17 protein-coding genes are annotated in these 24,458 nt (G+C 58.1%); 10 read left to right on the plus strand and 7 right to left on the minus strand.

Going from position 1 to position 24,458, the window contains the following annotated elements; translation table 11 throughout:
- The first annotated feature begins 47 nt into the window (after window positions 1-47).
- From OHL22_RS20165 to tssK (OHL22_RS20175), 3 genes are all read left to right on the plus strand, one after another.
- Window positions 48-2,966, plus strand: a complete 2,919-nt coding sequence (locus OHL22_RS20165; RefSeq protein ID WP_263341366.1) for a type VI secretion system Vgr family protein — start codon at window positions 48-50, stop codon at window positions 2,964-2,966.
- 187 nt (window positions 2,967-3,153) lie between these two features.
- The gene (gene tssK / locus OHL22_RS20170; protein ID WP_263341368.1) at window positions 3,154-4,518 is read left to right on the plus strand and encodes a type VI secretion system baseplate subunit TssK; all 1,365 of its coding nucleotides are present in this window, start codon (window positions 3,154-3,156) and stop codon (window positions 4,516-4,518) included.
- Window positions 4,515-5,870, plus strand: coding sequence for a type VI secretion system baseplate subunit TssK (gene tssK / locus OHL22_RS20175; RefSeq protein WP_263341369.1), 1,356 nt, complete (start codon window positions 4,515-4,517; stop codon window positions 5,868-5,870). Before tssK (OHL22_RS20170) ends, tssK (OHL22_RS20175) begins: the two co-directional genes overlap by 4 nt.
- Window positions 5,871-6,264: 394 nt before the next feature.
- Here the strand turns inward: tssK (OHL22_RS20175) and OHL22_RS20180 are convergent, their stop codons facing one another.
- The 6 genes from OHL22_RS20180 to OHL22_RS20205 all read right to left on the minus strand — a co-directional run bounded on the left by OHL22_RS20180 (window position 6,265) and on the right by OHL22_RS20205 (window position 14,128).
- Window positions 6,265-7,797 carry a S10 family peptidase gene (locus OHL22_RS20180; RefSeq protein WP_263341371.1) on the minus strand — a complete coding sequence of 511 codons (1,533 nt, stop codon included), beginning with the start codon at window positions 7,795-7,797 and terminating at the stop codon, window positions 6,265-6,267.
- Window positions 7,798-8,616: 819 nt separating this feature from the next.
- Entirely contained in the window at window positions 8,617-9,402 is a 786-nt protein-coding gene (locus tag OHL22_RS20185; RefSeq protein ID WP_263341372.1) for a hypothetical protein, read from the minus strand.
- 82 nt (window positions 9,403-9,484) lie between these two features.
- Window positions 9,485-10,597, minus strand: a complete 1,113-nt coding sequence (locus OHL22_RS20190; protein WP_263341373.1) for a hypothetical protein — start codon at window positions 10,595-10,597, stop codon at window positions 9,485-9,487.
- A gap of 352 nt (window positions 10,598-10,949) precedes the next feature.
- A complete protein-coding gene (locus OHL22_RS20195; RefSeq protein ID WP_263341374.1) occupies window positions 10,950-11,327 on the minus strand; it encodes a response regulator in 378 nt (125 codons plus the stop codon).
- A 149-nt stretch (window positions 11,328-11,476) separates the two neighbouring features.
- Window positions 11,477-13,507: a glycoside hydrolase family 127 protein gene (locus tag OHL22_RS20200; RefSeq protein WP_263341376.1), complete on the minus strand. Its 2,031-nt coding sequence runs from the start codon at window positions 13,505-13,507 to the stop codon at window positions 11,477-11,479.
- A 117-nt stretch (window positions 13,508-13,624) separates the two neighbouring features.
- On the minus strand, window positions 13,625-14,128 hold the full coding sequence (locus OHL22_RS20205) for a DMP19 family protein (RefSeq protein WP_263341378.1): 504 nt from the start codon (window positions 14,126-14,128) through the stop codon (window positions 13,625-13,627).
- 192 nt (window positions 14,129-14,320) lie between these two features.
- Between OHL22_RS20205 and OHL22_RS20210 the strand changes: the two genes are divergently transcribed.
- The 5 genes from OHL22_RS20210 to OHL22_RS20230 all read left to right on the plus strand — a co-directional run bounded on the left by OHL22_RS20210 (window position 14,321) and on the right by OHL22_RS20230 (window position 20,493).
- Window positions 14,321-14,647: a hypothetical protein gene (locus OHL22_RS20210; protein ID WP_263341379.1), complete on the plus strand. Its 327-nt coding sequence runs from the start codon at window positions 14,321-14,323 to the stop codon at window positions 14,645-14,647.
- A gap of 63 nt (window positions 14,648-14,710) precedes the next feature.
- Window positions 14,711-14,989 (plus strand): hypothetical protein, encoded by a 279-nt coding sequence (locus tag OHL22_RS20215; RefSeq protein WP_263341380.1) that lies wholly within the window; start codon window positions 14,711-14,713, stop codon window positions 14,987-14,989.
- Between the two features lie 22 nt (window positions 14,990-15,011).
- Window positions 15,012-17,477, plus strand: coding sequence for a 3-hydroxyacyl-CoA dehydrogenase NAD-binding domain-containing protein (locus OHL22_RS20220; protein ID WP_263341382.1), 2,466 nt, complete (start codon window positions 15,012-15,014; stop codon window positions 17,475-17,477).
- Between the two features lie 25 nt (window positions 17,478-17,502).
- A complete protein-coding gene (locus tag OHL22_RS20225) occupies window positions 17,503-18,687 on the plus strand; it encodes an acetyl-CoA C-acyltransferase (RefSeq protein ID WP_263341384.1) in 1,185 nt (394 codons plus the stop codon).
- Window positions 18,688-18,708: 21 nt separating this feature from the next.
- Window positions 18,709-20,493, plus strand: coding sequence for an acyl-CoA dehydrogenase family protein (locus OHL22_RS20230; protein ID WP_263341386.1), 1,785 nt, complete (start codon window positions 18,709-18,711; stop codon window positions 20,491-20,493).
- Window positions 20,494-20,725: 232 nt separating this feature from the next.
- Here the strand turns inward: OHL22_RS20230 and OHL22_RS20235 are convergent, their stop codons facing one another.
- Window positions 20,726-22,735: a beta-L-arabinofuranosidase domain-containing protein gene (locus tag OHL22_RS20235; protein WP_263341388.1), complete on the minus strand. Its 2,010-nt coding sequence runs from the start codon at window positions 22,733-22,735 to the stop codon at window positions 20,726-20,728.
- Between the two features lie 162 nt (window positions 22,736-22,897).
- Here OHL22_RS20235 and OHL22_RS20240 point away from each other — a divergent pair, with 162 nt between their 5' ends.
- Together OHL22_RS20240 and OHL22_RS20245 are read left to right on the plus strand one after the other, a co-directional pair.
- Window positions 22,898-23,140, plus strand: a complete 243-nt coding sequence (locus tag OHL22_RS20240; protein ID WP_263341390.1) for a (2Fe-2S)-binding protein — start codon at window positions 22,898-22,900, stop codon at window positions 23,138-23,140.
- On the plus strand, window positions 23,137-24,426 hold the full coding sequence (locus OHL22_RS20245) for an NAD(P)/FAD-dependent oxidoreductase (RefSeq protein ID WP_263341392.1): 1,290 nt from the start codon (window positions 23,137-23,139) through the stop codon (window positions 24,424-24,426). The genes OHL22_RS20240 and OHL22_RS20245 overlap by 4 nt, the downstream gene beginning before the upstream one ends.
- Window positions 24,427-24,458 lie beyond the last annotated feature (32 nt).

Genomic DNA, 24,458 nt, shown 5'->3' on the forward strand with positions numbered 1-24,458 from the left:
TTTAAACCCGCTGTCTTCAGGGTTCGTAGCATGGAGATCGATTGACTATGCCGTACACGCAAGATAACCGCCTTATCTCCCTCACCACGCCGCTCGGCCAGGACGTGCTGCTGCTCGCCGGCTTCTCTGGCCATGAGGCCATTTCGCGCCTCTTCAGCTTCCACCTCGATCTCCTCACCGAGCAGGCGTCCATCGATTTCACGAAGATCATCGGCCAGAACGTCACCATCACCGTCGGCCTCACCGATGGCACATCTCGCTACTTCAACGGCCTCGTCAGCCGTTTCGTCCAGAGCGCCAAAGACGTCACCTTCACCCACTATCAGATGGAGGTCGTTCCCTGGACATGGATGCTCACTCGTAACGCCAATTGCAAAATCTTCCATAACAAATCTGTCACCGACATCATCCAGCAGATCTTCTCCGACCGCGGCTTCACCGACTTCAAGCTCAGCACCACCGGCACCTATTCGCCTCTTGAATACTGCGTCCAGTACCGCGAAACCGACTTCAACTTCATCTCCCGCCTCATGGAGCAGAACGGCATCTTCTACTTCTTCCAGCATGAGGACGGCAAGCACACCATGGTCCTTGCCGATGCCTCCAGCGCTCATGAATCATGCCCCGGCCAGTCCAGCGCCGGATACAATCTAGCCGCTGGTGGCCTCGACAATGAGGACGTCATCAACTCCTGGAGCATCGGGCAGGAGCTGCGCAGCGGCAAATACACCCTCACCGATTACAACTTCATCACACCCTCCACCAGCCTCCTCGCCACTGAGCCCACCATCGTCAGTGTTGGAGGCAACTCCAGCTATGAGCTTTACGACTATCCCGGGGAATATGGCGTCCGCGCAGACGGCACCAGCTTCGCCAAGTTGCGCATGCAGGAAGAAGAAGCCGTGCACATGATCGCTCACGGCTCCGGCGTCTGCCGTGCCTTCACCACCGGCTATAAGTTCGACCTCACCGACCACTATCAGGACTCGATGAACACCACCTACGTGCTCACCGAGATTCAGCATGTCGCCTCATCCGGCGGCACCTACACAGGCGGCACCGCTGGCGAAAGCTACGCCAACACCTTCGTCTGCATTCCCGCAACCACGCCATTCCGGCCCGTCCGCATTACGCCAAAACCTTTCGTGCAGGGCCCGCAGACAGCCGTCGTCGTCGGCAAAAGCCAGCTTCAAAGCACCGCCGGCATCGAAGACGACGGCGACAGCACCGAAGACATCTGGGTCGATAAATATGGCCGCGTCGTCGTCCTCTTTCCCTGGGATCGCAACACTGATTGTTCCTGCCGTGTCCGAGTCTCGCAGGAGTGGGCCGGTGCGGGCTGGGGCTCCATCACCATCCCTCGCGTCGGTCAGGAAGTCATCGTCAGCTTCCTCGAGGGCGACCCCGACCGCCCCATCATCACCGGCCGCGTCTACAACGCCAACAACATGCCGCCCTATACGTTGCCCGACTACCAGACCCGCAGCACCATGATGACCCGCAGCTCCACCGGCGGCAGCGCCAGCACTTACAACGAGCTGCGCTTCGAAGATAAAACCGGCAAGGAGCAGGTCTTTCTCCGCGCTCAGTTCGATCAGGACAACTACGTCACCAACGACAGCCGCGAATGGATCGGCAACAACCGTAGCCTCCTCGTAACCAAAGACCAGATGGAAAAGGTCAGCGGCGACCGTCATGAGCAGGTGGTCGGCAAGCACATTGAGAAAGTCACCGGCGATTGGAACAGCAACGTCACCGGCAACATCAATCAAAAATCCGCGCAGAACATCTCCATTCAAGCCGGTCAAAATCTCTATGAAAAATCCGGTGAGAACTTCGCCCACCAGGCTGGCATGGCCATCCACCTCAAAGCTGGCATGAACGTCGTTATCGAAGCCGGCGTCGAACTCACCCTCAAAGCCGGCAGCAACTTTATCGATATCGGCCCGGCCGGTATCGCCATATCCGGCACTCCCATGGTCATGATCAACAGCGGCGGAGCCGCAGGCTCCGGCTGTGGTTCCAGCCCCACCGACCCCGCCAGTCCCACCGATCCCGATCTCGCCGACGATGGCAAATCCGGCACCAAGCGCGGCAGCGGCAGCAGCTCGTCGTCCTCTTCATCCAGCTCCTCGGCAGGATCCAGTTCCAGTTCCAGCTCCTCCTCTTCCAGTAGCTCATCTCCCAGCAACCCTTCCAGTCCGCCTCCGCCACCGCCCCCAGCCCCTGCCTCGAATCCCGCAGCGGCAGGTGCGGCAGGGGCAGCCGCTGGGGCAGCCAGCCCTCAGGCGAACCCGGCAGCGCAGCAGGCTGCACAACAAGCCGCCGGCCAGGCAGAGCAAGCCGCTCAACAAGCCCAACAAGCCGCTGGCCAGGCAGAGCAAGCCGCACAGCAAACTCAGCAACAGGCACAGCAGGCCGTCCAGCAAACCACCGATCAGGCACGCCAAGCCTTCAACCAGGCCAACACTGCAGTCAAACAGGCGCAGCAGCAGGTCCAACAGGCTTCCGCTCAAGGCCAGGCCGCCGCGCAGCAGGCTCTGGCCCAGGCCCAGCAGCAAGCCATGCAGACAGCGCAGCAAGCCGCCCAGGCCGTCAACCAGGCCAAATCCCAGGCCGAAAAAACCGAGCAGCAGGCGCAGCAACAGGCGCAGCAAGCCCAGCAGGCAGCTCAACAGGCGCAACAAGCCGCTCAGCAGGCACAGCAGCAGGCGCAACAAGCAGCTCAGCAGGGTCAGCAGGCTGCCCAGCAAGCCGCACAACAGGCGCAACAGGCGCAGCAACAAGCGCAACAGGCCGCTCAGCAGGCACAACAAGCTGCCAAACAAGCACAACAACAGGCCCAGCAAGCCTCGCAGCAAGTCCAGCAAGCATCGCAGCAGGCAACACAACAGGCACAACAATCAGCCCAGCAGGCGCAGCAATCAGCCCAGCAAGCCGCCAACCAGGCCCAGCGAGGTTTCTAATGCGAATGCTTTTGTTTTTGCTTTTCTGTCTGTCATCCCCGAAGGGGATCAGCTTTTGTCTTTGCTTTTGTTTTTACCTTTCTGTCTGTCATCCCCAAAGGGGATCTGCTTCTCCTTCACACCCACACTCGCTCCCCGCTTGTTCCCCTCAACCTCAGTTGCTATCGTTAAACTTCGGTCATCGCCCATGAAACAGCTACAGCCCGTCCTGTGGAGCAAAGGCACCTTCCTCACCCCACAGCACATGCAACTGCAGGACAAGTTCCTCGAGGACTCCCTCACCTTCCGCCTGCAGGCGCTCAAATTCTGCGCCTGGGGATTCAGCGAAGTCGTCCTCGATCAAGAGCTCCTCGCCGACGGACAACTCGCCATCTCCCGCGCCTCCGGCATCTTTCCCGACGGGCTCATCTTCGAAATCCCCGGCCCCGACCAGCCGCCGCCATCCAAGTCCCTCGTCGATTTCTTCGACCCCGGCATGAAGGACCTCGACATCTATCTCTCCGTCCCTGACTACAAAGACAAAGGCCTCAACGTAGCCGGCCTCGGGCGCGTCGCCACCAGCCGCTACCTCGCCGAAATCTCCACCGTCCGCGACGACAACACGGGCGCTGGCGACAAGCCCATCCAGATCGCGCGCAAAAACTTCCGCCTTCTCGCCGCCAATGAATCCCGCGAAGGCAGCTCCACCCTCCGCATCGCCAACATCGAAAAAACCGAGACCGGAGCCTTCCGCATCAATCCACGCTTCGTCGCACCGCTCCTCGAGGTCCGCGCCTCCGACTATCTCCGCGGCCTCGTCAACGGCATCCTCGAAATCCTCACCGCCAAGAGCGCACAACTCGCCGGTGGCCGCCGCCAGAAAAACCAGAGCCTCGCCGACTTCACCGCCTCCGACATCGCCAATTTCTGGCTGCTCTACACGGTCAACTCCAACATCCCCGTCCTCAACCATCTCCTGCAAGGCCAGCGCTGCCATCCCGAAGAGCTCTTCACCGCACTCACCGCTCTCGGAGCATCGCTCACCACCTTCTCGCCCACCATCCGCCCGCGCGACCTGCCTCTCTACGATCACGCCAGCCTGAGCAAAGTCTTCACCGACCTCGACGAAAAACTCCGCATCCTCCTCGAAACCGTCGTCCCCACCAACGTCGTTTCGCTTCCGCTCAAGCAGGTCAACAACACCATCTACGCCACCGCGCTCGATCAGGACAAATACCTGCAGAACACCCGCATGTATCTAGCCATCAGCGCCGACTCCAGCGAAGACACCATCATTCGCGGCGTCCCGCGCCTCGTCAAAACCTGCTCCGCCACTCACATCGAGCAGCTCGTCTCCAACGCGCTCCCCGGCATCACCCTCACTCACGTCTCCACGCCACCCAGCGCCATCCCCATCAAGCTCAAATACCAATACTTCAGCCTCAACCAGTCCGGCGCCGCATGGGACACGATCTCCCGAGCCCGCAACTTCGCCGCCTACGTCCCCGCCGAAATCCCCAATCCCCAGATGGAGCTCATCATTCTTCTCCCAACCGCCGGCGGTGCCGCATGAGAACACTCACCAAGCCCGTCTGGTCCGAAGGCATGTATCTCGGGCCGCATCATTTCCAGGCCCAGAACCGCTACTTCGAAGACGCACTCGAATTCGTCACCACCAATCTCTGGCGCGACGCCTCCGGTTTCTCCGGGCTCCAGTTCGACCGCGACGCTCTCCGCAACGGCTCGCTCTCCCTCACCCACGCCCGCGGACTCTTCGCCGATGGCCTCGCCTTCGACTTCCCCGGCTCCGACCTACTGCCCGCCCCGCGTGACTTCGCCGCACTCTTCTCGCCCGTTGCCGACAATCTCGTCATGCACCTTGCCGTCCCTGCGTTCGTCCGCGACGGCCTCAACACCAACCTCAATGGAGGCGGTCCCGCCGCAGCCCGCTTTCAGGCCAGCGACATCCGCATCCCCGACCAGAACACCGGCCTTGACGAAAAGCTCGTCCAGATCGGCCGCAAAAACCTCCAGCTTCTCGCCGCTCACGAAGTAACCGACCGCTTCGTTTCCATCCCCGCCGTCCGCATCCTCCGCGACGGCTCCGGACACTACGAGCCCGACCCCACCTTCATCCCGCCCTCACTCGCCATCAGCGCCAGCCCCGCACTGACCGACATGCTCCGCCGCCTCATCGACATCCTCGACGAGAAAAGCACCGTCTTCACTCAGGAGCAGCAGCAGCGCCACGGCGTCTTCCAGGCTGGACTCTCCGCCCGCCACGTCGCCCAGTTCTGGTTCCTCCACGCCATCAACTCCAACGTCTCGTCCCTGCGCCACTTCCTGCTCTCCCAGCACATCCACCCGCAGGAGCTCTTCCGCGAAATGTCCCGCCTCGGCGGCGCACTCTGCACCTTCGGCCTCGAAACCCACCCCCGCGCCCTGCCCGTTTACAACCACGCCGACCTCGGCACATGCTTCGCCCAGCTTGACGACCACATCCGCCGCCATCTCGAAATCGTCATGCCCTCCAAGGCCATCCGCATCCCGCTCAACCCCGTCGAAAACTTCCTCTTCACCGGAGACATCGCCGACGAGCGCTGCATCGGCCCCGCCCGCTGGATACTCGAAATCCAATCCCCCATCGGCGAAGGCAACCTCATCACCCTCACCCCTCAACTAACCAAGCTCTGCTCCTCACGTTTCGTCGTGGAGCTAATCAAGCGCGCCCTCCCCGGCATGGCCATGCGTCACCTCTCAGTGCCGCCGCCACAAATCGCCGCACGTGTAGAAGCCCAGTACTTCTCCATCGACCGCGCCGGCCCCTGCTGGCAGCACATCCTCCAAACCCGCCAAGTAGGCATCTACGTCCCCGCCGAAATCCCCGCACCAACACTAGCTCTAATCGTCCTCCTCGACGAATAATTCGGCGAAGAAGAAAACAGGGACGAAGAAATCAGCGGCAAAGAAACCTGCCGCCAACCCCACGCCGTTGTCATTCTGGGCGAACCGGGGTCCCCGCGGACAGGTCTTCGTCCGTGGGGTGTGGGAGCGAAGAATCTGCTTTTGCACCTGCCTTTGCTTCTGCACTTGCCTTTCTTGTCTGTCATCCCCGAAGGGGATCTGCTTTTTCAATCTCCGCCACAAACGGGAGTGCCCCATTCATTTCGCGCACTCGCAGGATAAGTGGGAAACCATCACACCCCGACCAGCGAACCAAGCGCCAAAGACGCATCCCACTCCAACCCGGTTCAAAACGAAAGGCCGAGCTTGCGCTCGGCCTTTCGTGACGCCTTGGGTTTTCTCATGGACACACAGCCTAGTGGTTGGCAACCGCCTTCTCCGCCAGCTCATGAAGTCGATCGCTGTTGGCGGGTCGGGTGTAGAACATATGGCCACCGGGAAACTCGTGGATTGAAAGTTGCTTGGCGAGGGTTGGCGGAAGCTCGTTCTGGGTGAGGATCGAGCCCATGAATGGGCAGGAGAGGTCGTTCCAGCCATGGAAGATGACGACATGGAACTTGGGATCGGCGGCGAGGGCCTCGCGCATATCGGGTACGGAGCCGCGTTGAGTTTCGGGATTCTGGCGATCCCACTGACGCCCTACATCCGATGACAGCAGTTCGTACTGCGCTTCTGTCTTCCAGCCCACGGTAACAGTGACGAAGTTAACCATGGCCTCGGTAATGGTAGCCTTGCCGCTTTCGAGGATAGGGTCTCCCGACTGCTGCATCGAAGAGTACGGGAAAGGATCAGGATCAGTGACGTTGGAATCGTAGACGGAGCCGATGGTGCCCTGATCGCGGTGAATTTCACGAAGAAAGGCGCGTGTCTCGATGCGGCCACCGGAGCGTTTGACAAACTCGGATGAGAGACCGGTCATCTCGGTGACGCGCTGAATCATAGCGTCGGTAGCGGCAGGGTCGGAAGGGCCTTTGATGAGCGTGGAGGCGTACTCCCCTTCATCGTAGGCAATGACATCCTTCATCGCCTCGGGGGTGAGCTTGTGTTCGTTCTCCAGGTGGGCGGCTGTCACCGAAGGGAGCGTAATCATCCACGGCACCGGCGAAAGGTTGCCGTCGCCGAAACTGGGGTTGAGATAAGGGCTGACGAGGAAGAGACCATTGACGCCGACGCCGAGATTCGTCTGCAGGTAGTGCGCAATGCGTGGGCCTCGGAAGCCGCCGTAGCTCTCGCCCAAAAGATACTTCCTGGAAGGCATGCGCTCGTTCTTGGTCAGCCACTTATAGATGACCGTAGATAGGTACTCAACATCCTGGGTAGGACCGTAGAAAAGCTTGCGGCTCTCGGCCTCGTCGACGAGAGAGCGGGAGAAGCCAGTACCGATAGGGTCCAGGAAGATCTCGTCGGTGAAGTCGAGCCAGGTACCGGGGTTGTCGGTGAGGTTAGGAGGGTCTGAGGGCGAGTCACCAGCATTGCCGAAAGTGACATGCTTCGGGCCGACTGCGCCAAAGTTGAGATAACCGGAGGCCGCGCCGGGGCCGCCATTAAAGGCGAAGAGCACGGGACGGTCGGCATGATCGCCATCCAGAATATAGGAGGTGAAGACGACTTCGCCGGTGGCGTGACCGTCGGGCGCGCTGAGCTTGATAGTGCCGACGGTAGCGGTGTAGTGCAGGGTCTTGCCGTGAACGGTGATGGTTTGAGCGACGGACTTATCGGCGGAGAGGGGTTCGAGCTTAATCTGGGCAGGCTTGGCAGAGGTGCCGGCATCCGGCGCGGCTTGCGCTGGCTCGGGCCGGTTGCCGCGCTGCGCAAAAAGCACAGAGGAACCAGGCACGAACACAGACGTGGTCAGGAGGATCGCGGAAGCGATTCGGTTGAGATTCATGGGAGATATGGTAATTGCGATTCCAGTGCACTGGATGCCCCATATCTCGCTTTTGAGACATAGGAAGCACCAAAGACCGCATCACTCGCACAATTGCGTAGTGCCCATTCATTCCACGCATCAGCCGAAATGAATGGGAAACCACCACAGCCATCCCACCACCTCACAAAAAAACTCGCGAATCGCGAACCTGAAAGAGCAGGGACCTTCATGCCCTTGAAAAGTCGCAACCGCAGGAAGCATCTTCAGCCGCGAGCTCACCCCTCGCATAAAACAACCGCAATCCCCAAAACCAATCGCCACTCAACAGCTCGACGCCAAGCGCCAAAGGCGCGCTCTATCCCAGCCCAGGGCAAAGCGAAAGGCCGAGCGCAAGCTCGACCATTCGCGACGCCCTGGGTCGAATTCCCCATAACCCAAGAGGGCTGAAAGCCCGATCTATACTGAACTAGACCCCCTACAGAACCGCTATCCACTACATCGTTTGTCATCCTGAGCAAAGCGAAGGATCTGCTTCTGCCCCTGCTTTGCACTTACCTTTGTTTTCTATCTGTCATTCCCCTCAGGGGAATCTGCTTCTTTCTTTGCTCTCGCCTTTCTGTCTGTCATCCCCGAAGGGGATCTGCTTTTAACTCGCACTCCACAACACGGGGTGCACATGTCTCGATTCTCAAATCCGGAAATCACCATTGCGCGCACACCATCACCCGGAAAACCGTCCGCGCAAACCGCGAACCAGAAGCTGGGTAGGTGTTTCACTTTCACAAATGCCACTAGAAACTCTCCAACCAGGGCATCGAGAGTCCAAGCCACATTTCCTCATCCCTCAGACTCTGTAACAAGTGCTTGATACTTGGCAATATGGAATTCACCACGCCTCGCGAGATGCCACAAATCACCTGAACTCAGAACTCTAAAGTTTTCCCCACTAGTTAAGGATTGGAGTCGCTTGTTTATATCTTTTGTTCCGCGCCTATCCTGAGGCTTAAGGAACAAAGCTTCGTAGAAAAGCATTACCCATTTCACGTATTTACTTGAATCCGTCCCTGTTCGCGCGATCCGCTGCTGCATGTCCTTTTCGATTTCGCACATTAGCTCCTCGGCGTTCATCTTCCGTATTGCAAATTTTGCCAACGGCTTCAACCACCCATGTACACGAACATCTTCAACTCTTCGCGACAATATCTCCGTGGGTTCGCTGATCGAACAAACCGATGGATTCAGCAGAGAAGCAGCCACCATCAGCATGGCGGTCTGGAGCGGTACACCAAAATTCGCGTAAGGAGCTTCTATGCCCAATCGCCATGTCTCGACAGCTGTGGAGTGATCATCAAGGCACCAGTGAGCCGCGCCGAGAAGAGCATAAACATGTTCCCCCTGCATCCGGAATCGGCCCATATCCCCGGATTTCTCGATCACGCCTGTGAAGTGTTGCAACACGCACTCATACTTACAGGTCCACATCAAGGCCACGGCATACGCCAAATTCTTTCGAGGAGATGATTCGTCGGATATTTCTCTTCTCATTATCTCCAGGGCATCTTCTTGATCACCCTCAATAAGTAGCTGCCATGGCGTTTTTGCTTTTCCGTCCGCTGGATTCATATCCCTCATTATGGCTTGCCCTGATCAACATCTCGCGCCCAACGAAAAACCTAATTCTGCAAACAATAAACCTCTTCATTATTCACTCCACCGGCACCAACCGCCCCTCCGACCCAAACTTCCGGTACTTCAAAAACCGCACCTCATTCACATACTGCGTAAAGTCCCAATCCCTACCTTGATTCGTCACCGCATTCCGAATCTGTGAAACCGCCACACTCCGCACCGGACACACGTACTCCTTCTCTCCAATCGTTACCGGCCCATACCAAACTCCAATCATCGAAGAAGCCATTGGAGCCGTCTGGGCCATCTCTACCTGGAGCGTGATCCGCTCCACCACCCCGTCATCAGGATCGAGATAGATCTCCCCGTCATACGCCGGCCGATCGTGAAACTCCCATTCCCATTGTTTCTCTGAGGCCCAATACCCGCAGCAGAAATCCACTGCATAGTGCGATAGCTCCTTTGGCACCGCAAAGTGGAAAACCGCCACGCGCTTCCCCTTCACCAACTGCCATCGGCTCCAGCGAACACTCCCGGCAAAAGCATCCCGCAGCACACTACCCAGCAGTTGCCCAAACTCGCCACTCGTTGTCAGCCCAATCGCTATTGGTTGACTCGTTGTCCTATCGCGACCATTCGTCGCCGAAACCTCCGCCCCATCGCGATATGTAATCCGCTCTTCCGTCGCACTGACCCAATGCAATGGCATCATCTGCCATAACTGGGGCTTGTCCTCGGTCGGCCCCATCCACTTGTTGTTGAAGCTTTGCGTCTCCCGCGTTGCCAGAAAATCCGGAAGATGCCGCAGCGTATCCTTCACATATTGCACGGCTCGCTCAACCATCGCCCGCTGCGTCTCTATATCCGGCGTTGGATCATTCGCTATCTCATCTTTCGGTGGCGGCATCAGAATCGAAGCATCCATCAGCATCCGCAGCTGCTCCACCGTTTTCTCCCCCGGCTGCGCCTCCGCAACCAGGGCCGCAAACCGATCCTGCGATAACTGTTCCGTCAGCAGTACCTCGGCCAGCCGTCCCGCTGCTTTCTTATCCGCCCTGCCTCCCCTTTTCGAATCATGGCGCGAATCCCATCGCAGCGCCTCCTCCACCTGGGCAACCGTCACCTTCTTCTGCCCCCAGAGAGACAGCCCGCTATTCGCGAACAGAAGCAGGAGAATCAGCCATCGCATAACAAAGCAACCCGGTTTCCACATCGGAGTTCCTCTGATTAGACTCCTTCACCACGCCACAGCCAACGCAAAAAACAAATGCCACCTACCAAAGTAGATGGCATTTCTAACCCATGCACAAAACCCCATAGTTCCCCGCAAATCTAACTCAAAGACATAACTCCACTTCCAACAAACTCCCTTGACACGCCCCAAAAACAGCCCAATCCCACCAATTGCTCCTCATGGAACACTCCCCCAAATTGCTCCACGTGGAACACTCCGGAACTCATCCCGCGCACTTAAAATGTTCCACGTGGAACATTTTTGACTTAATCAGCACAGCTCAAATTGCTCCACGTGGAGCAATTTGCTAATCCCCCATCTTGGCGATCGCTTCCAGCAGCAGCTTCGGATGAATCGGTTTCGACAAGATATCGAACTCGTGCCCCTTCTTCCGCGCATCCTCTTTGAGATGCGCCGTAGACAACACACCAGAAAACAGCAGCACCTTCACCTCCGGATGAATCGCCTTGAACTGCGCGCCTAAATCAATTCCATTCAAACTCGGCATCACCACATCGGAAACCAGATAGTCAGGACAATTGGTTTCAGCCGCCCGCAGCGCCTCTATTGGATCGGAAAAGTGACGCGCCGTATAACCGGCACTTTCCAGAATCGTAGCCAAGGTAAAAGCAATGATGGGCTCGTCGTCCACCACAAAAACGCGAAGTCTCTTTTGTCCAGTCATCCATGCCCCTTCTTATATGCGCCGGTTCATCATAATGCTCGGCATATTGCTCCACGTGGAGCAATTTGAGTCAATTTTGAACGCTTGTATTCGGGCGAGGTTTGCGTGGAATTATGCTGCACCCGGGTAAACTTGAGCCGGGTGAGGCTCTACGTTTCGGATTTGGCTAGAGGGAAGGCTGTGATGCGCAGCTTGGCTGCGGCGTAGGGGATTAGGGTGATGGTTTCCTCTGGGGTGGTAACGGCTACGGGGCTTTGCGGCAATGGATTTGTTGCACCGTCGTCGGCGCGCCATTCTGTTGCCCTGCGCGCTTTTACTTTCAGCGAGACGGATGTTTCTTTGCGGGCGAAGGGGTGGGCGCCAATCGGCGATTCTTCTACTGTTACGTGCTTTTCCGGAGATTCGGTATCGAGGGTAAGAGCGTAGTTCCAGGCGGTCGTCGGATAGATCTGCCAGTCGGCGGTCATGCCGCGGTCGCGGAGCTTGACCCAGTCTTCGCCGATGCCGTAGGAGAAGACCAGCGGTCCGCGTTCGATGGCTACGGAGTTGTTGAACCAACGCGAGGTGCGCGGCTGCATCGGGAATACAATCTCGATGCGATCGCCGGCTTTCCAGGTGCGATCGACGATGGCAAATGAGCCGGCCTGCGGCGCAGGTTGTGCTTGTCCGTTGACGTGAATCGTTGCGTCAGCAGCCCACGCGGGAATGCGCAGATGCAGCGGGAATTTCGCGGCTTTTTCAGGATGCACCGTAAGGTTGACGGAACCGCGGAAGGGGTATTCGGTTTCTTCGACAAGATGTACGGGAACGCCAGCAATGACAGTGCTGACCTCGCATGGCGCGTAGGCAGCAGCAACCAAACCATCGCCGCTGCCGCTCGTCATCCAGAGGCTGTTCGCGAATTTAGGCCAACCCTGATGGTAGTTGGCGGTGCAGCAGCCGAAGTTGGGCTCAAGTCCGAAGAGGTTGGATTCGGGGCCGTCGGTGGTCCAGGGCTTGTGATGCAAGCTGCACTCAACCTGATTGGGCTCCTGGTTGTACTGATGCGCCCACATGTCGTCGGTGAGCGTGCCGGGCAGTGCGTTGTAAGCGAGACGTTCCAGCTTGTCTCCCAGAGAAGCGTCGCCGGTAACGGCAAGAGCCTGTTCCAGCGAGAACATATATTCGACGACCGTGCATAGTTCGGAACCTTGCGTGGGGTCAAGGCCCGCGAAGTGTTCGTCGCAGGAGAACATGCCGTTGGGTAAGCCGTGATACTTGTCCAGTTCGGAGATCATCTGCAGGACAGCTTTACGGTCGGCATCGGAGCCGGAGACTTCGGACCAGATGGCTCCGGTCTTGATGGCCTGGCCGTTGTTGACGCCGTGGGTTGATAGAGCGAGGTCTTTCAATCCGCCGTCTTCGTTGAGCTTGATGTACTCCGGTGTGATGCGCTGTGTGTATTTGAAGTCTGCGTACTGTGCTTCCCAGTCGTGCCCCTGCTGGTGAAGCAACTTGGCGAGATCCATGAGATAGGGTTCGCCGGTGCGGTTATAGAGCCAGAGAACGCTGAGGGCTTCGTCCTGCCAGCGGAATTTGCCCCAGTCGCGCAGCGGCCGCTGCGGGAGCGCGGTCAGCTGATAGCGGAAGTAGCGGTCCATGAGCGGAATGACGCGGGGATCCTTGGTCAGCTCTGCGTATTGGGTAAGGACTTTAAGGATGACGATACGCGGCCACCAGTCGTCGTTGGAGGCGGGGCCGATCATGCCGTTCGATTGCTGATGGGTGAGCACCCAATCGATATATCGCTGGGCTTTGGCTTTGAGTTTCGCGTCGTCGAGCAGATACGCGAGAGGCACGAGGCCGTCGAGGTAGTAGGGGCCGCGCTCCCAGGATTCGCCTGTGCCGCCGAGCCAGCCGCTGTTAGGGCCGACGTCGGCCCAGGTTTCGTCGAGATGGCCGGTTAGTCCCGTGGCCTGAATCTGCAACTGGCGCAGAAGCCAGCCTTGCGGCTTGATGGAGCCGAGCGGGAGGAGATAGAAGGCGTTGGGAGTAAGCGGGGCTCGGTTGTGGATGGCGTCGGTTTCATTCGGCTCCGCAAGCAGCGAATGGCTGAAGGTTGGAAGTGCGGATGCGATGCCGAGATTGCGAAGATGCTTCAGGAATTCGCGGCGTGCGATGTGTTGACCCAACCAGTGCATGAGATGCTCCCTGTTTCGACTTATTCATCGTAGAGCATTGGGAAACGAGTGTGGAGTGTGAAAAGCTGGGCTGAAGCCCTTTTGTCTTCCTCAGAGCCTTGCTTCCTCTCGTTCGCGCTAAGAAAGAGTGATGTGCTTGCGATTCTCCTTGATCCACGCAAAGAGTTTTTCGTCGAGATGCTCTTCGTACTTAAAGAATTGCTGATCCAGTTCATTTAAGATGCCCTTTCGCACGGCGTTATCTTTCATAATTTTCTCCCGTATTGCGATCCCAGAAAGATCAGAAAGTTCGAGGGTTTCGATAGCCCTCCGTGCGAGACCTGCTGTCTTAGGGCAATCGATCTGTTGCAGCGCATCCACAACATAGCGGACGAATTCGCTAGACGAGTTCAAGAAGAATAGATTGAATCCGCCATTCATAACTTCTCTTTCGATGTTCTGGACGGCAAGGATTACGCGCTGATAGTTGGTAAGTAGAGGTGAATCTTCGTATCCAAATTGGCGATCGAGGGCACGTTCTATAGCAAAGTTGATGGAATATGTTTGGACGCTACCATGGAGCGAGATCGACTCATCTAAAGATTGTCCCGAATAGTCTTGGAGGTAAGGCAGCTTGTTCATTGTTCACCCTTTGAAATTCAAGACGATCAGGTTATCTGAGGATGCTACCTTGAGTTCTCCTGACTTGTCATGGCGAAGCATATCCCGCTTGGGGAATGACAGACAGAAAAGCAAGGGCAAGTTTGGCGTAGGGCGTAGAATCATGCGAAATCCCCCGTTCTGAACAATTTTGTGAATAGCCGAGGCTGACGGATGACGGAACTACAGCAGGTGATGAGTTGGATCGCGGTTGGGTTGGTGACGCTGATGACGCTGCTGTTCTTCTGGATCGTGATGCGGCGTGGGCTGAAAGAGGGTGCGTGGCTGAAGGTGACGGAAGCACATTTTGCGGCTGTTGTGGGCCTTCCGGCGGCTGCCGTGGGATCGCTTTTCCTGGTGCTGGTGTTGCGTATTACCGAGGGGCCGATCAGCGTCAAGTTAGGCACGGTGCAGTTTGAGGGAGCGGCTGCGCCGATTGTGTTCTGGATCTTGTGCTTTCTCGCTATGGCGTATGCGATCCGAATGCTTTGGAAGGCGTGAAGAAACGCCAGTCCGGTTCGCGCTTTGCGCGAATGGGATCTTGTGTTGATGAGGGTGCAAACGATGGCGGTTTCCCACTCATTCGCCAACAAACGCCGAATGAATGGGGCACCCCTGTTTGTGGTGGTGCGGACGGAAAGCAGATCCCCTTCGGGGATGACAGGCAAGAAAAGCAAGGACAACAACAAGCAATTGCTGGTGCGGGCATTTGTGGTTCCCACCCTTTCGGCACAGAACGCCGAAAGGATGGGGCACCCGCAGATTGGTGGGGGATGCGGGCGGTTGAAACCGAACAGTATCTACATGCTTGCCGTCTGTACAATGGAGCGTCTGACGCATTAGGCTCCGCAGCAGAGGTGCTTGCATGGCGCTTGTTTCTGATTTTGCCGATACGGTATCTTCTCCGGGTCATACGCAACGTTTACAGAAATATGACATACGACGCGCGGCTGTGCTGGGTGCGGGGACGATGGGCTCGCGCATTGCGGCGCATATTGCCAATGCTGGATTGCCGGTGCTGCTGTTGGATATGGTTCCGGCGAATGTGGATGGGGCGAAGGGTGACAGAAGCACGCTGGCACGCAAAGCTGTTGAGAGTCTTGGGAAGTCGAAGCCTGCGGCATTTACCGATCCGACATTTGCGAGCCGGATTACGCCTGGAAATTTCGACGACGATCTTGAAAAGCTGAAAGACTGTGACTGGGTGATTGAGGCTGTCGCGGAGAACCTTGAGATCAAGCGCGCGCTACTTGCGAAGGTTGCTCCGCATCTGCATGCGACGGCGCTCTTTACGACGAATACGAGCGGGCTGCCGGTCACGCAGATTGGTGCGGAGTTGCCTGCCGATTTACGCAAGCGGTGGTTTGGTACGCACTTCTTCAATCCGCCACGGTATATGCGGCTGGTGGAGATTATTGCCACACCGGAAAGCGATGCTGAGGCGATTGATGCAATTGCAACGTTCTGCGATCGACGACTAGGCAAGACCGCCGTGCCGGCGAACGATGTGGCGAACTTTATCGCCAACCGCATCGGCACGTTCCAGATGCTTAATACGTTTGCGATCATGCAGCAGCAGGGATTGAGCATCGAGGAGATCGATACACTGACCGGGCCAGTGATTGGATGGCCGAAGACGGGCACGTTCCGGCTGGCTGATCTGGTTGGCATCGACATATTGGGGCATGTGGCGAAGAACTTTCTTGAGTCGACGCATGACGAGCGCGCAGACGTGAAGCTGCCCGAAGTAATTGAGCAGTTGATGGCGCACAACTGGATTGGCGATAAGACAAAGCAGGGCTTTTACAAGAAAGAGCGCGGCGCCGATGGCAAGGAGAACCGGCTGGTGCTTGTGCCGGAGACGATGGAATATCGCGCTTCGACTAAGCCGAATTTCGTCACGGTAGATATGGCGAAGAACAGTGACTCGGTTGCGGCGCGCATCAAGCTGGTGATGGATGCCGATCCGAAGAAGGATCGCGCGGCGCAGTTTTACTGGCAGGCATTGCCGGAGCTTTGGTCGTATTCTGCGAATCGCATTGGCGAAGTGGCGCGAACACTGGTAGATATCGACCGCGCGATGCAAGCGGGATTTAACTGGGAGCTTGGGCCGTTTGCGATGTGGGATGCGGCGGGCGTGACGCGCACGGTGAAAAAAATGCGCGCTGCGGGGAAGCCTATTCCTGAGGTGGTTGAGAAGCTGTTGGCTGCCGGCGGCGAGTCGTGGTATCGCGCAGATGGCACTGAATACTTCGACGTTGAGTTTGGCGCATACAAACCAGTGATGCTTGCCGTGGAGCACGCGCCGATAGCGAGTTACAAACGCAGCAACGGGGTGTTTGCGGAGAACTCTTCGATTTCGCTGGTCGATCTTGGCGATGGCATTGCGTGCTTCGAGTTTCACTCGAAGATGAATTCTTTAGGCTCGGACATTGTGAACTTTGTGAAGAAGCAACTGCAGCCGGAGAGCGATGCGGTACGCAACTTTGCCGGATTTGTGATTGCGAACGATGGGCAGAATTTTTCTGTCGGTGCGAACCTGATGCAGTTGCTGCTGGGAATTCAGGACGAGGAGTGGGATGAGATTGACTGGAGCATTCGCGGGTTCCAGGAGATGACGCAGGCAATCAAGTTCTGTGCGAGGCCAGTGGTGGTCGCACCGTTTGGCATGTGTCTTGGCGGAGGAACGGAGATCTCACTGCATGCGGCGCAGAGACAGGCGCATCTGGAGCTGTACGCCGGGCTGGTGGAAGCGGGTGTGGGATTGATTCCGGGCGGAGGCGGGTGCAAGGAGATGTTGCTGCGCGCGCTGGATGCGGCGGCGGTGGTAGGTGGCGATCCGAGACCGGGATCGGTGGATTCGATTGAGACGATCAAAGGTGTGTTTCAGACGATTGCGATGGCGAAGGTTTCTACTTCTGCGGAAGAGGCGCGCGCGTTTCGATTTCTTTCCGATACAGATGCAATATCGATGAATCGTGCGCGGCTGGTGAGCGATGCGAAGGACCAGGCGCTGCGGCTGCTGAACGAAGGTTATGTCGCGCCGGTGATGCGGAGGGATATTGCCGCGCCGGGTGAGAGTGTGCAGGCGACGCTGAAGCTGGGTGTGTATCTGATGCGCGAGGGTGAGTACATCAGCGATCACGATGCAAAGGTGGCGAACCACATTGCGCGGGTGTTGACGGGTGGCGATGCGACGGCGGGAACGCTGATGGATGAGCAGTATTTGCTGGATCTAGAGCGCGAATCGTTTTTGTCGCTGTGTGGTGAGAAGAAGACGATGGAGCGGATTGGGTTTACGTTGAAGACGGGTAAGCCACTGCGGAACTAGTGTGAAGTGTGAGTGTGGGTGAGCGATGAGAGAAGCTGTGATTGTTAGTGCGGTGCGGACTGCGGTGGGCAAGGCTCCGCGGGGGACGCTGCGATTTACGCGGCCGGATGATATGGGTGCGTATGCGGTGAAGGGCGCGCTGGAGCGTGTGCCTGAACTAAATGCGAAAGAGATTGATGATGTGATTATTGGCTGCGCGATGCCGGAGGGTGAGCAGGGCATGAATGTGGCGCGGCTGATTTCGTTGCGTGCGGGGCTGCCGGTGGAAGCGGGCGCGATGACGGTGAATCGCTACTGCGCTTCAGGATTGCAGACGATTGCTCTTGCTGCGGAGAGGATTCGCGGCGGCGGTGCGGATGCAATTGTGGCGGGTGGTACGGAGTCGATGTCGTTTGTGCCGTTTGGCGGGAACAAGGTTTCGGCGAATGCATGGCTGATGGAGAATCATCCCACCGCTTACATGTCGATGGGGCTGACGGCGGAGCGCGTGGCGAAACATTACGAGATTTCGCGTGAGGATTCGGATGCGTTTGCGCTGGCGAGTCATAAGAAGGCGTTGGCGGCGATTGGTGCGGGCAAGTTCAACGATGAGATTGTGCCGGTGACGGTGGTGAGTTCAGAGCGCAATGGAAATGGAAAGCCTTCAAAGAATGAGATTATCTTTGCGGTTGATGAGGGGCCGCGTGCTGATACTTCGATTGAGGCGCTGGCGAAGCTGAAGCCGGTGTTTCACGCGAAGGGTGTGGTGACGGCGGGCAACAGCAGCCAGACATCGGATGGAGCGGCAGCGGTGGTGGTGATGTCGGCGGATCGCACGAAGGAGCTAGGGCTGAAGCCGCTGGCACGGTTTGTGTCGTTTGCGTATGCGGGGTGTTTGCCGGAGGAGATGGGAATCGGGCCTGTTTATGCGGTTCCGAAAGCGTTGAAGCTGGCGGGTTTGAGGCTTGAGGACATTGACGTGATTGAGTTGAACGAGGCATTTGCGGCGCAGTCGCTGGCGGTGATTCGCACGCTGGGCATGGACATGGAGCGCGTGAATGTGAATGGCGGCGCAATTGCGCTGGGGCACCCACTGGGATGCACGGGCGCGAAGCTTACGGCGAGCATCTTACCGGAGATGAAGCGGCGCAAGGCGCGTTATGGCATGGTGACGATGTGTGTGGGCGGTGGGCAGGGTGCTGCGGGGATCTTTGAGAATCTGCAGGATTGATTTGCTGGCGGAGGGATCGCGATGACTGTTGAGGCGGGGGTAAGCGTGGCGAAGCGAGTGGTGGGCGGGAGTTTTCTGCTCGAGGATTTGACTCCGGATGATGTGTTCACGCCGGAGGATTTGTCAGAGGAGCAGCGGCAGGTTGCGTCGACTGCGACGAGCTTCGCGGAAGAGAAGATACTGGCGCAGGCTGAGGCGATTGAGGAGAAGGATTTTGCTGTCACGCGCGAATTGATGCGCGAACTGGGTGAGCTGGGGCTGCTGGGAGTGGATGTTCCGGAGGAGTATGGCGGCCTGGCGATGGATAAGATTACGTCGGCGATTGTGGCCGACAACCTGAGCGTATCGGGTGGGTTTTCTGTGACGCTTGGCGCGCACTGCACGATTGGGACGATGCCGCTGGTGTGGTACGGGACGCACGAGCAGAAGGCGAAGTATCTGCCGAAGCTGGCGAGCGGCGAGTGGATCGCGGCGTATGCGCTGTCGGAATCTTCGGCGGGGTCGGATGCGATGAATATTCGCACGCGGGCAAAGCTGTCGGAGGACGGCAAGCACTATGTGCTGAATGGCGAGAAGATGTGGATCTCGAATGCGGGGTTTGCGGATCTTTTCACCGTGTTTGCAAAGATCGATGGCGAGCAATTTTCGGCGTTTCTGATTGAGCGCGGGACGCCCGGGCTTTCGGTGGGGGCTGAGGAGCACAAGCTGGGGATTCGCGGGTCTTCTACGTGTCCGCTGGTGCTGGAGGATTGCCGGGTGCCGGTGGAGAATCTGCTGGGGACGGCGGGCAAGGGGCATCACATTGCTTTCAACATTTTGAATGTGGGGCGGTACAAGCTGGCGGCGGGGACGCTGGGCGGGATGCGGTTCGCGTTTCGCAATGGGGTGCGATATGCGAAGGAGCGCGTGGCATTTGGGAAGCCAATTGCGACGTTTGGGCTGATTCAGGAAAAGATTGCGGACTCGGCGGCGGCGATTTATGCAACGGAGTCGGCGGTGTATCGCGTGGTGGGAGCGATTGATGCGGCACTGGCGGATTTGAATCACGATTCGGCGACGTATGCGCAGGATGTGCAGAAGAGAATTGAAGAGTTTGCGGTGGAGTGCTCGATCCTGAAGGTGCTGGGGTCGGAAGCGCTGGAGCGGGTGGCGGATCATGCGCTGCAGATTCACGGGGGGTATGGGTATGTGGAGGAGTATCCGGCGGAGCGGAGTTACCGGGATTCGCGTATTAACCGAATCTTTGAGGGGACGAACGAGATTAACCGGCTGATCGCTACGGGGTTCATGATTAAGCGAGCCGTGGCCGGGACGCTGCCGCTGATGCCGGCGATCAAGAAGGTGATGGATGAGGTGATGGCGGGGCCTGGCGAGCGAGTGAGCTATGACGGGCCCATGGCGGCGGAGCGCGCTCTGCTGGCGAGTGCGAAGAAGTTGGCGCTGTTTACTTCGGGAGCGGCGTCGCAGCGGTTTGGGAATGATCTTGGCGAGCAACAGGAAGTGATGGGAGCGCTGGCGGACATTCTGATTGAAACGCTGACGATGGAGAGCTGCATTCTGCGCGCGGAGAAGCAGAGGAAGGCGAATGCGCCGGGGGTGAAGCTCGCGAAGTATTATGCGATGCGGGCTTTTCGGGTGATCGAGACGGCAGCGGAGCGCGTGCTTGGTGCAGTGGCGGAAGGAGACATGCTGCGAACGCAGATGACGATCTTCCGGCGGCTGGCGAAGCATGAGCCGGCGAATGCGGTGATACTGGGACGGGAGATTGCCGCGGCTATGGTAGAGGCTGGGCGGTACAGGATTTGAAAAACAGGGGCGGGTGTGAAGTGTGAGTGTGTCCTGTTGATGCATGGTCAGGGAGAAGCGGATTCCCTTCGGGAATGACAGACAAGAAAAGCAAAAGCAACGGCAAAAACAAATCCTTCGCTTCGCTCAGGATGACAAGCCGTGGTGGTGATGCGAGCTTTAGTGATTCCCAGGTCTCAGAAGCGAGACCTGGGGCACCCCTAGTGGTGGTGCAGGCTGGTGAATGGCGCGTTTAAGCCGACTCAGTATCGGTTACTTTGCGCAGATAGACGGAGTAGCGCTCGTCTGTGATTTGGCTTAGCGGAACGAGGGTGTGCTGCGGTTCGCGGCCTTTGGTGCGGAACTGCAGCGGGTACTGAGGCGAGCTTTCGATCTGTTCAAACCACACATCATCAGAGGGAGCCGCTGTGGCCGCAGCAGCCTGATTATTGCGGCGGCGGCGCAGATCGATTTCAGGCATTGGATAGCCATCGTCGAAACCGCGGGGACCGCTGCCTCCATAGATCATCGAGGTGGTGAGGCCTTCAGTGCCGAGACGCGCGGCGAGAACAAGCGGGCCATACATTGCGGACTGGACCTGCTTATCATCGGGCGCGGTGTCGATATGAAGCGTGAGCGGAATATCGATGGTGACGGTGTCGCCAGCCTTCCATGGGTGTTCGAGCGTGGCATAGGTGGAAGGAGCGGCGGCGACGGATTGTGTTTCGCCATTGATGCTGAGGGTTACTCCCTTGGTGGCCCAGTAGGGGATGCGAACCTTGAGCGCGGTTGGCTGCGACGGGGCGGCATCGATGGTAAGAGTGATGCGCTCGTCATTGGGAAATTTTGTAGTCTGACGAAGCTCGAGGCCGCGTTCTTTCCAATCGAGTTTAGACGCGATGAAGAGATTGACGTAGACCGAGCTCTCGTCGTGGAAGTAGATGGAGTCGGTGAGCTTGGCGTACTCTTCGCTGCCGGTTCCGGTGCAGCACCAGAAGGCGTCGAAGGGCGTGCCGAAGGTCTTATACATGCCGGGCTGGAGCGGCACATAATACATCAGCATGCCGTTGCGGTCCTGTGTACCGGCACGAACGTTGAAAAGCAGACGCTCGTAGTAGTCGAAGAATTGAGGCTGCGGGCTCTGGCCGTAGAGATGACGTGCGAGCTTCATCATGTTGTAGGAGCAGCAGCACTCTTCGGCTGCCGGGCCTAGCTCTTTGGCGATGGCGTCGGAGGCGTGCCACATCTCACCGTTGCTGGTGCCACCGGTGCAGTACGCGTGGTGATCGGTGACGATGCGGTAGAAGTTTTCGCTGATGGCTTTGTAGCGCGTGTCGCCCGTGAGCTCATAGCCGCGGGCCGCGCCGATTACCTTGGGAATGTTGGTATTGGCGTGGTTGCCGTCGAGCTTGTCTTCATTGGCGGCGAGCGGATCGAAGATCTTCTTGTGCTCGAAGCGATAGGCCAACTCGCGATACTTGGCGTTGCCGGTGATGGCGTAAAGATTAAATGCAGACTCCATCATGCCGCCCTGTTCGACGAGAAGGACGCGCTGCCAATCGTCGTCAGTGAAAGAACGAGCATAAGTATCGGCCCAGTCGGCCATGCGCAGGGCCATATCGAGGGCTTGTTTGTTGCCAGTGTGCTCATACATATCGATGAGTCCGGCCATGATCTTGTGGTAGGTGTAGAAGGGCGCCCAGACCTGCTCATGCCTGCGGAGGCGGTCGTAGAAGGCGGTGGGATATGCGCCGAGGTATCCGTCTTTAGCCTGACACTCGGAGAGGATTTGGACGAGATCGTTGGCCTTGTGAAGGATGGGCTCGTCGCCGGTACTGACGTGGAGTAAAGCGCACGACGAGAGATAGTGGCCGACGTAGTGGCCGCGCAATTCGCAGTCGGGGGCTTCCCAACCGCCAAGCGGATCGGCGTCGGATGGGATGCCTGCAGTGACGCGGAAGTTGTGCGCGAGGCGGTCGTTGGGTAGAGAGTAGAGGAAGCTGCGGTTGAGCTCCATCATCTGCTTGAAAGGGCCGGGGAGCAGGCGGACGTCGGGCATGGCGAATGGCTCAGCCTGCCATTTGACCTTGGAGACGGAGGAATGGACAAGGTTGCGGGTGGCGACATCTGCGCTGCTTGCAGAGGCGACCTGTTCGCTGCGAGCGGGTGCGGATGCAAGGGCAGCTTTGGATGGAAAGAGCGTTGCTGCTCCGAGTGCTCCTGAGCTGGCGAGAAAACGTCTACGGCTGAAGCCGTCATTCATATGCGCACACCTCGTATTCTTGTTCTGGCAGGAGAATCTTTTATCGATTGGAAGGATAACGTTTTCCATGAGGGTTTGAGAACTGCGAGACGAAATCACTATCGCAGCTTATGGCGATAGCCATTGTAAGCTGAAGACCTAAGAGCTTTGACAGGAGAGGCTTTGAAGGAAGGGACTGCCATTTCGCTGAATGGCCGAATTGTCGAAGTACCGAAGGGCGCGACTGTGGCGGCGGCGCTGCTGCAGCACGGTGCAGGCAGCCGCGTCTCGATAAGTGGTGAGGCAAGGCAGCCGCTGTGCGGCATGGGCATCTGCTTTGAGTGCCGCGCGAGCGTGAACGGGCGCGCGCATCAGCTTACGTGTCAGCTTGTATGCGAGCCGGGAATGGTGGTCGTGACCGAATGAGCGGCGTTTACGATTGCCTGGTGATTGGCGCGGGGCCTGGTGGGCTGGCAGCGGCGGCGACTGCTGCTGAAGCTGGTTTGCAGGTTGGGCTGGAAGATGATAATCCAGCAGCGGGCGGACAAATCTGGCGGCGCGGCAACGCTGCTGTGAGCGTTTCGCACTCTGCGGAGCAGTGGATGGAGCGCATTCGCAGCGCGAAGGTTGATGTGTTGTGCGGATGGCGCGCTACGGATGCCGGGACGGATGCTTTGGGGACACCGTTTATCCGCGTCGAGGGGCTGGGAGGATTTCGCGATCTGCGTTATAGGAAGCTGATACTGGCGACTGGCGCGAGAGAACTGTTTCTTCCCTTTCCTGGATGGACGCTGCCGGGGATCTATGGTGCGGGCGGGCTGCAGGCATTTGCGAAATCGGGCTTCGATGTTCGCGGTATGCGCGTTGTGCTGGCAGGGACTGGTCCGCTGCTGATGGCCGTGACGGCTCATCTGCATGAGGCTGGGGCGAAGATCGTTGCGGTGGTTGAGCAGGCGCCGTTGTCGCGGCTGATGAGCCTTGGCATGCATCTGGCGCCGAGTGCGCCGGGAAAGCTGATGGAGGGTTTGCGCTATCGGCTGCGGACGATGGGTACGAAATACTACTTCGGCCATTGGGTCAGCGAGGCTCGCGGAGATGGGAAGCTGGAGCGACTCACGATTACGAACGGCTCGGAGAGCTTTGCGGTCGAAGCTGACCTGCTTGGTGTTGGGTATCATCTTGTGCCGAATACTGAGCTGGCGCAGTTGCTGGGATGCGGGCTGGAGAATGGGTTTGTTCGCGTAGAGGAAACGCAGGAGACCTCGTGCACAAGCATTTATTGCATAGGCGAAGCAACAGGCATTGGCGGTGTGGACAAGGCTCAGGTTGAGGGGCGAATTGCGGGGTTCTCTGCTGCTGGAAGGATCGAAAAGGCACGATCGCTGTTTGCTGCACGCGATAAGCAGTTGCGATTTGTTGAGCGGCTGGCTGCGGCGTTTGCGTTGCGTGAGGAACTGCGTGGTCTTGCGCAGGAAAATACTTTGGTTTGCCGCTGCGAGGATGTGCCGCATGGTGCGCTGCGTGAGTGCCATTCATGGCGCGAGGCGAAGCTGCATACGCGGTGCGGCATGGGGCCGTGCCAGGGACGCATCTGCGGGCCTGCAACGCAGTTTCTGTACGGATGGCACGCGCCTGCGCCGCGTCCACCAGTGTTTCCAGCGAGTGTGGGCACGATTGCCGCTGTTGATGAAGCCGGCGTCCACCATGAGTAGCAGGATGCTTCGATCGGAAACCGTGTAAAATC

The organism is Acidicapsa dinghuensis (assembly GCF_025685685.1).
Taxonomy (GTDB): domain Bacteria; phylum Acidobacteriota; class Terriglobia; order Terriglobales; family Acidobacteriaceae; genus Acidicapsa; species Acidicapsa dinghuensis.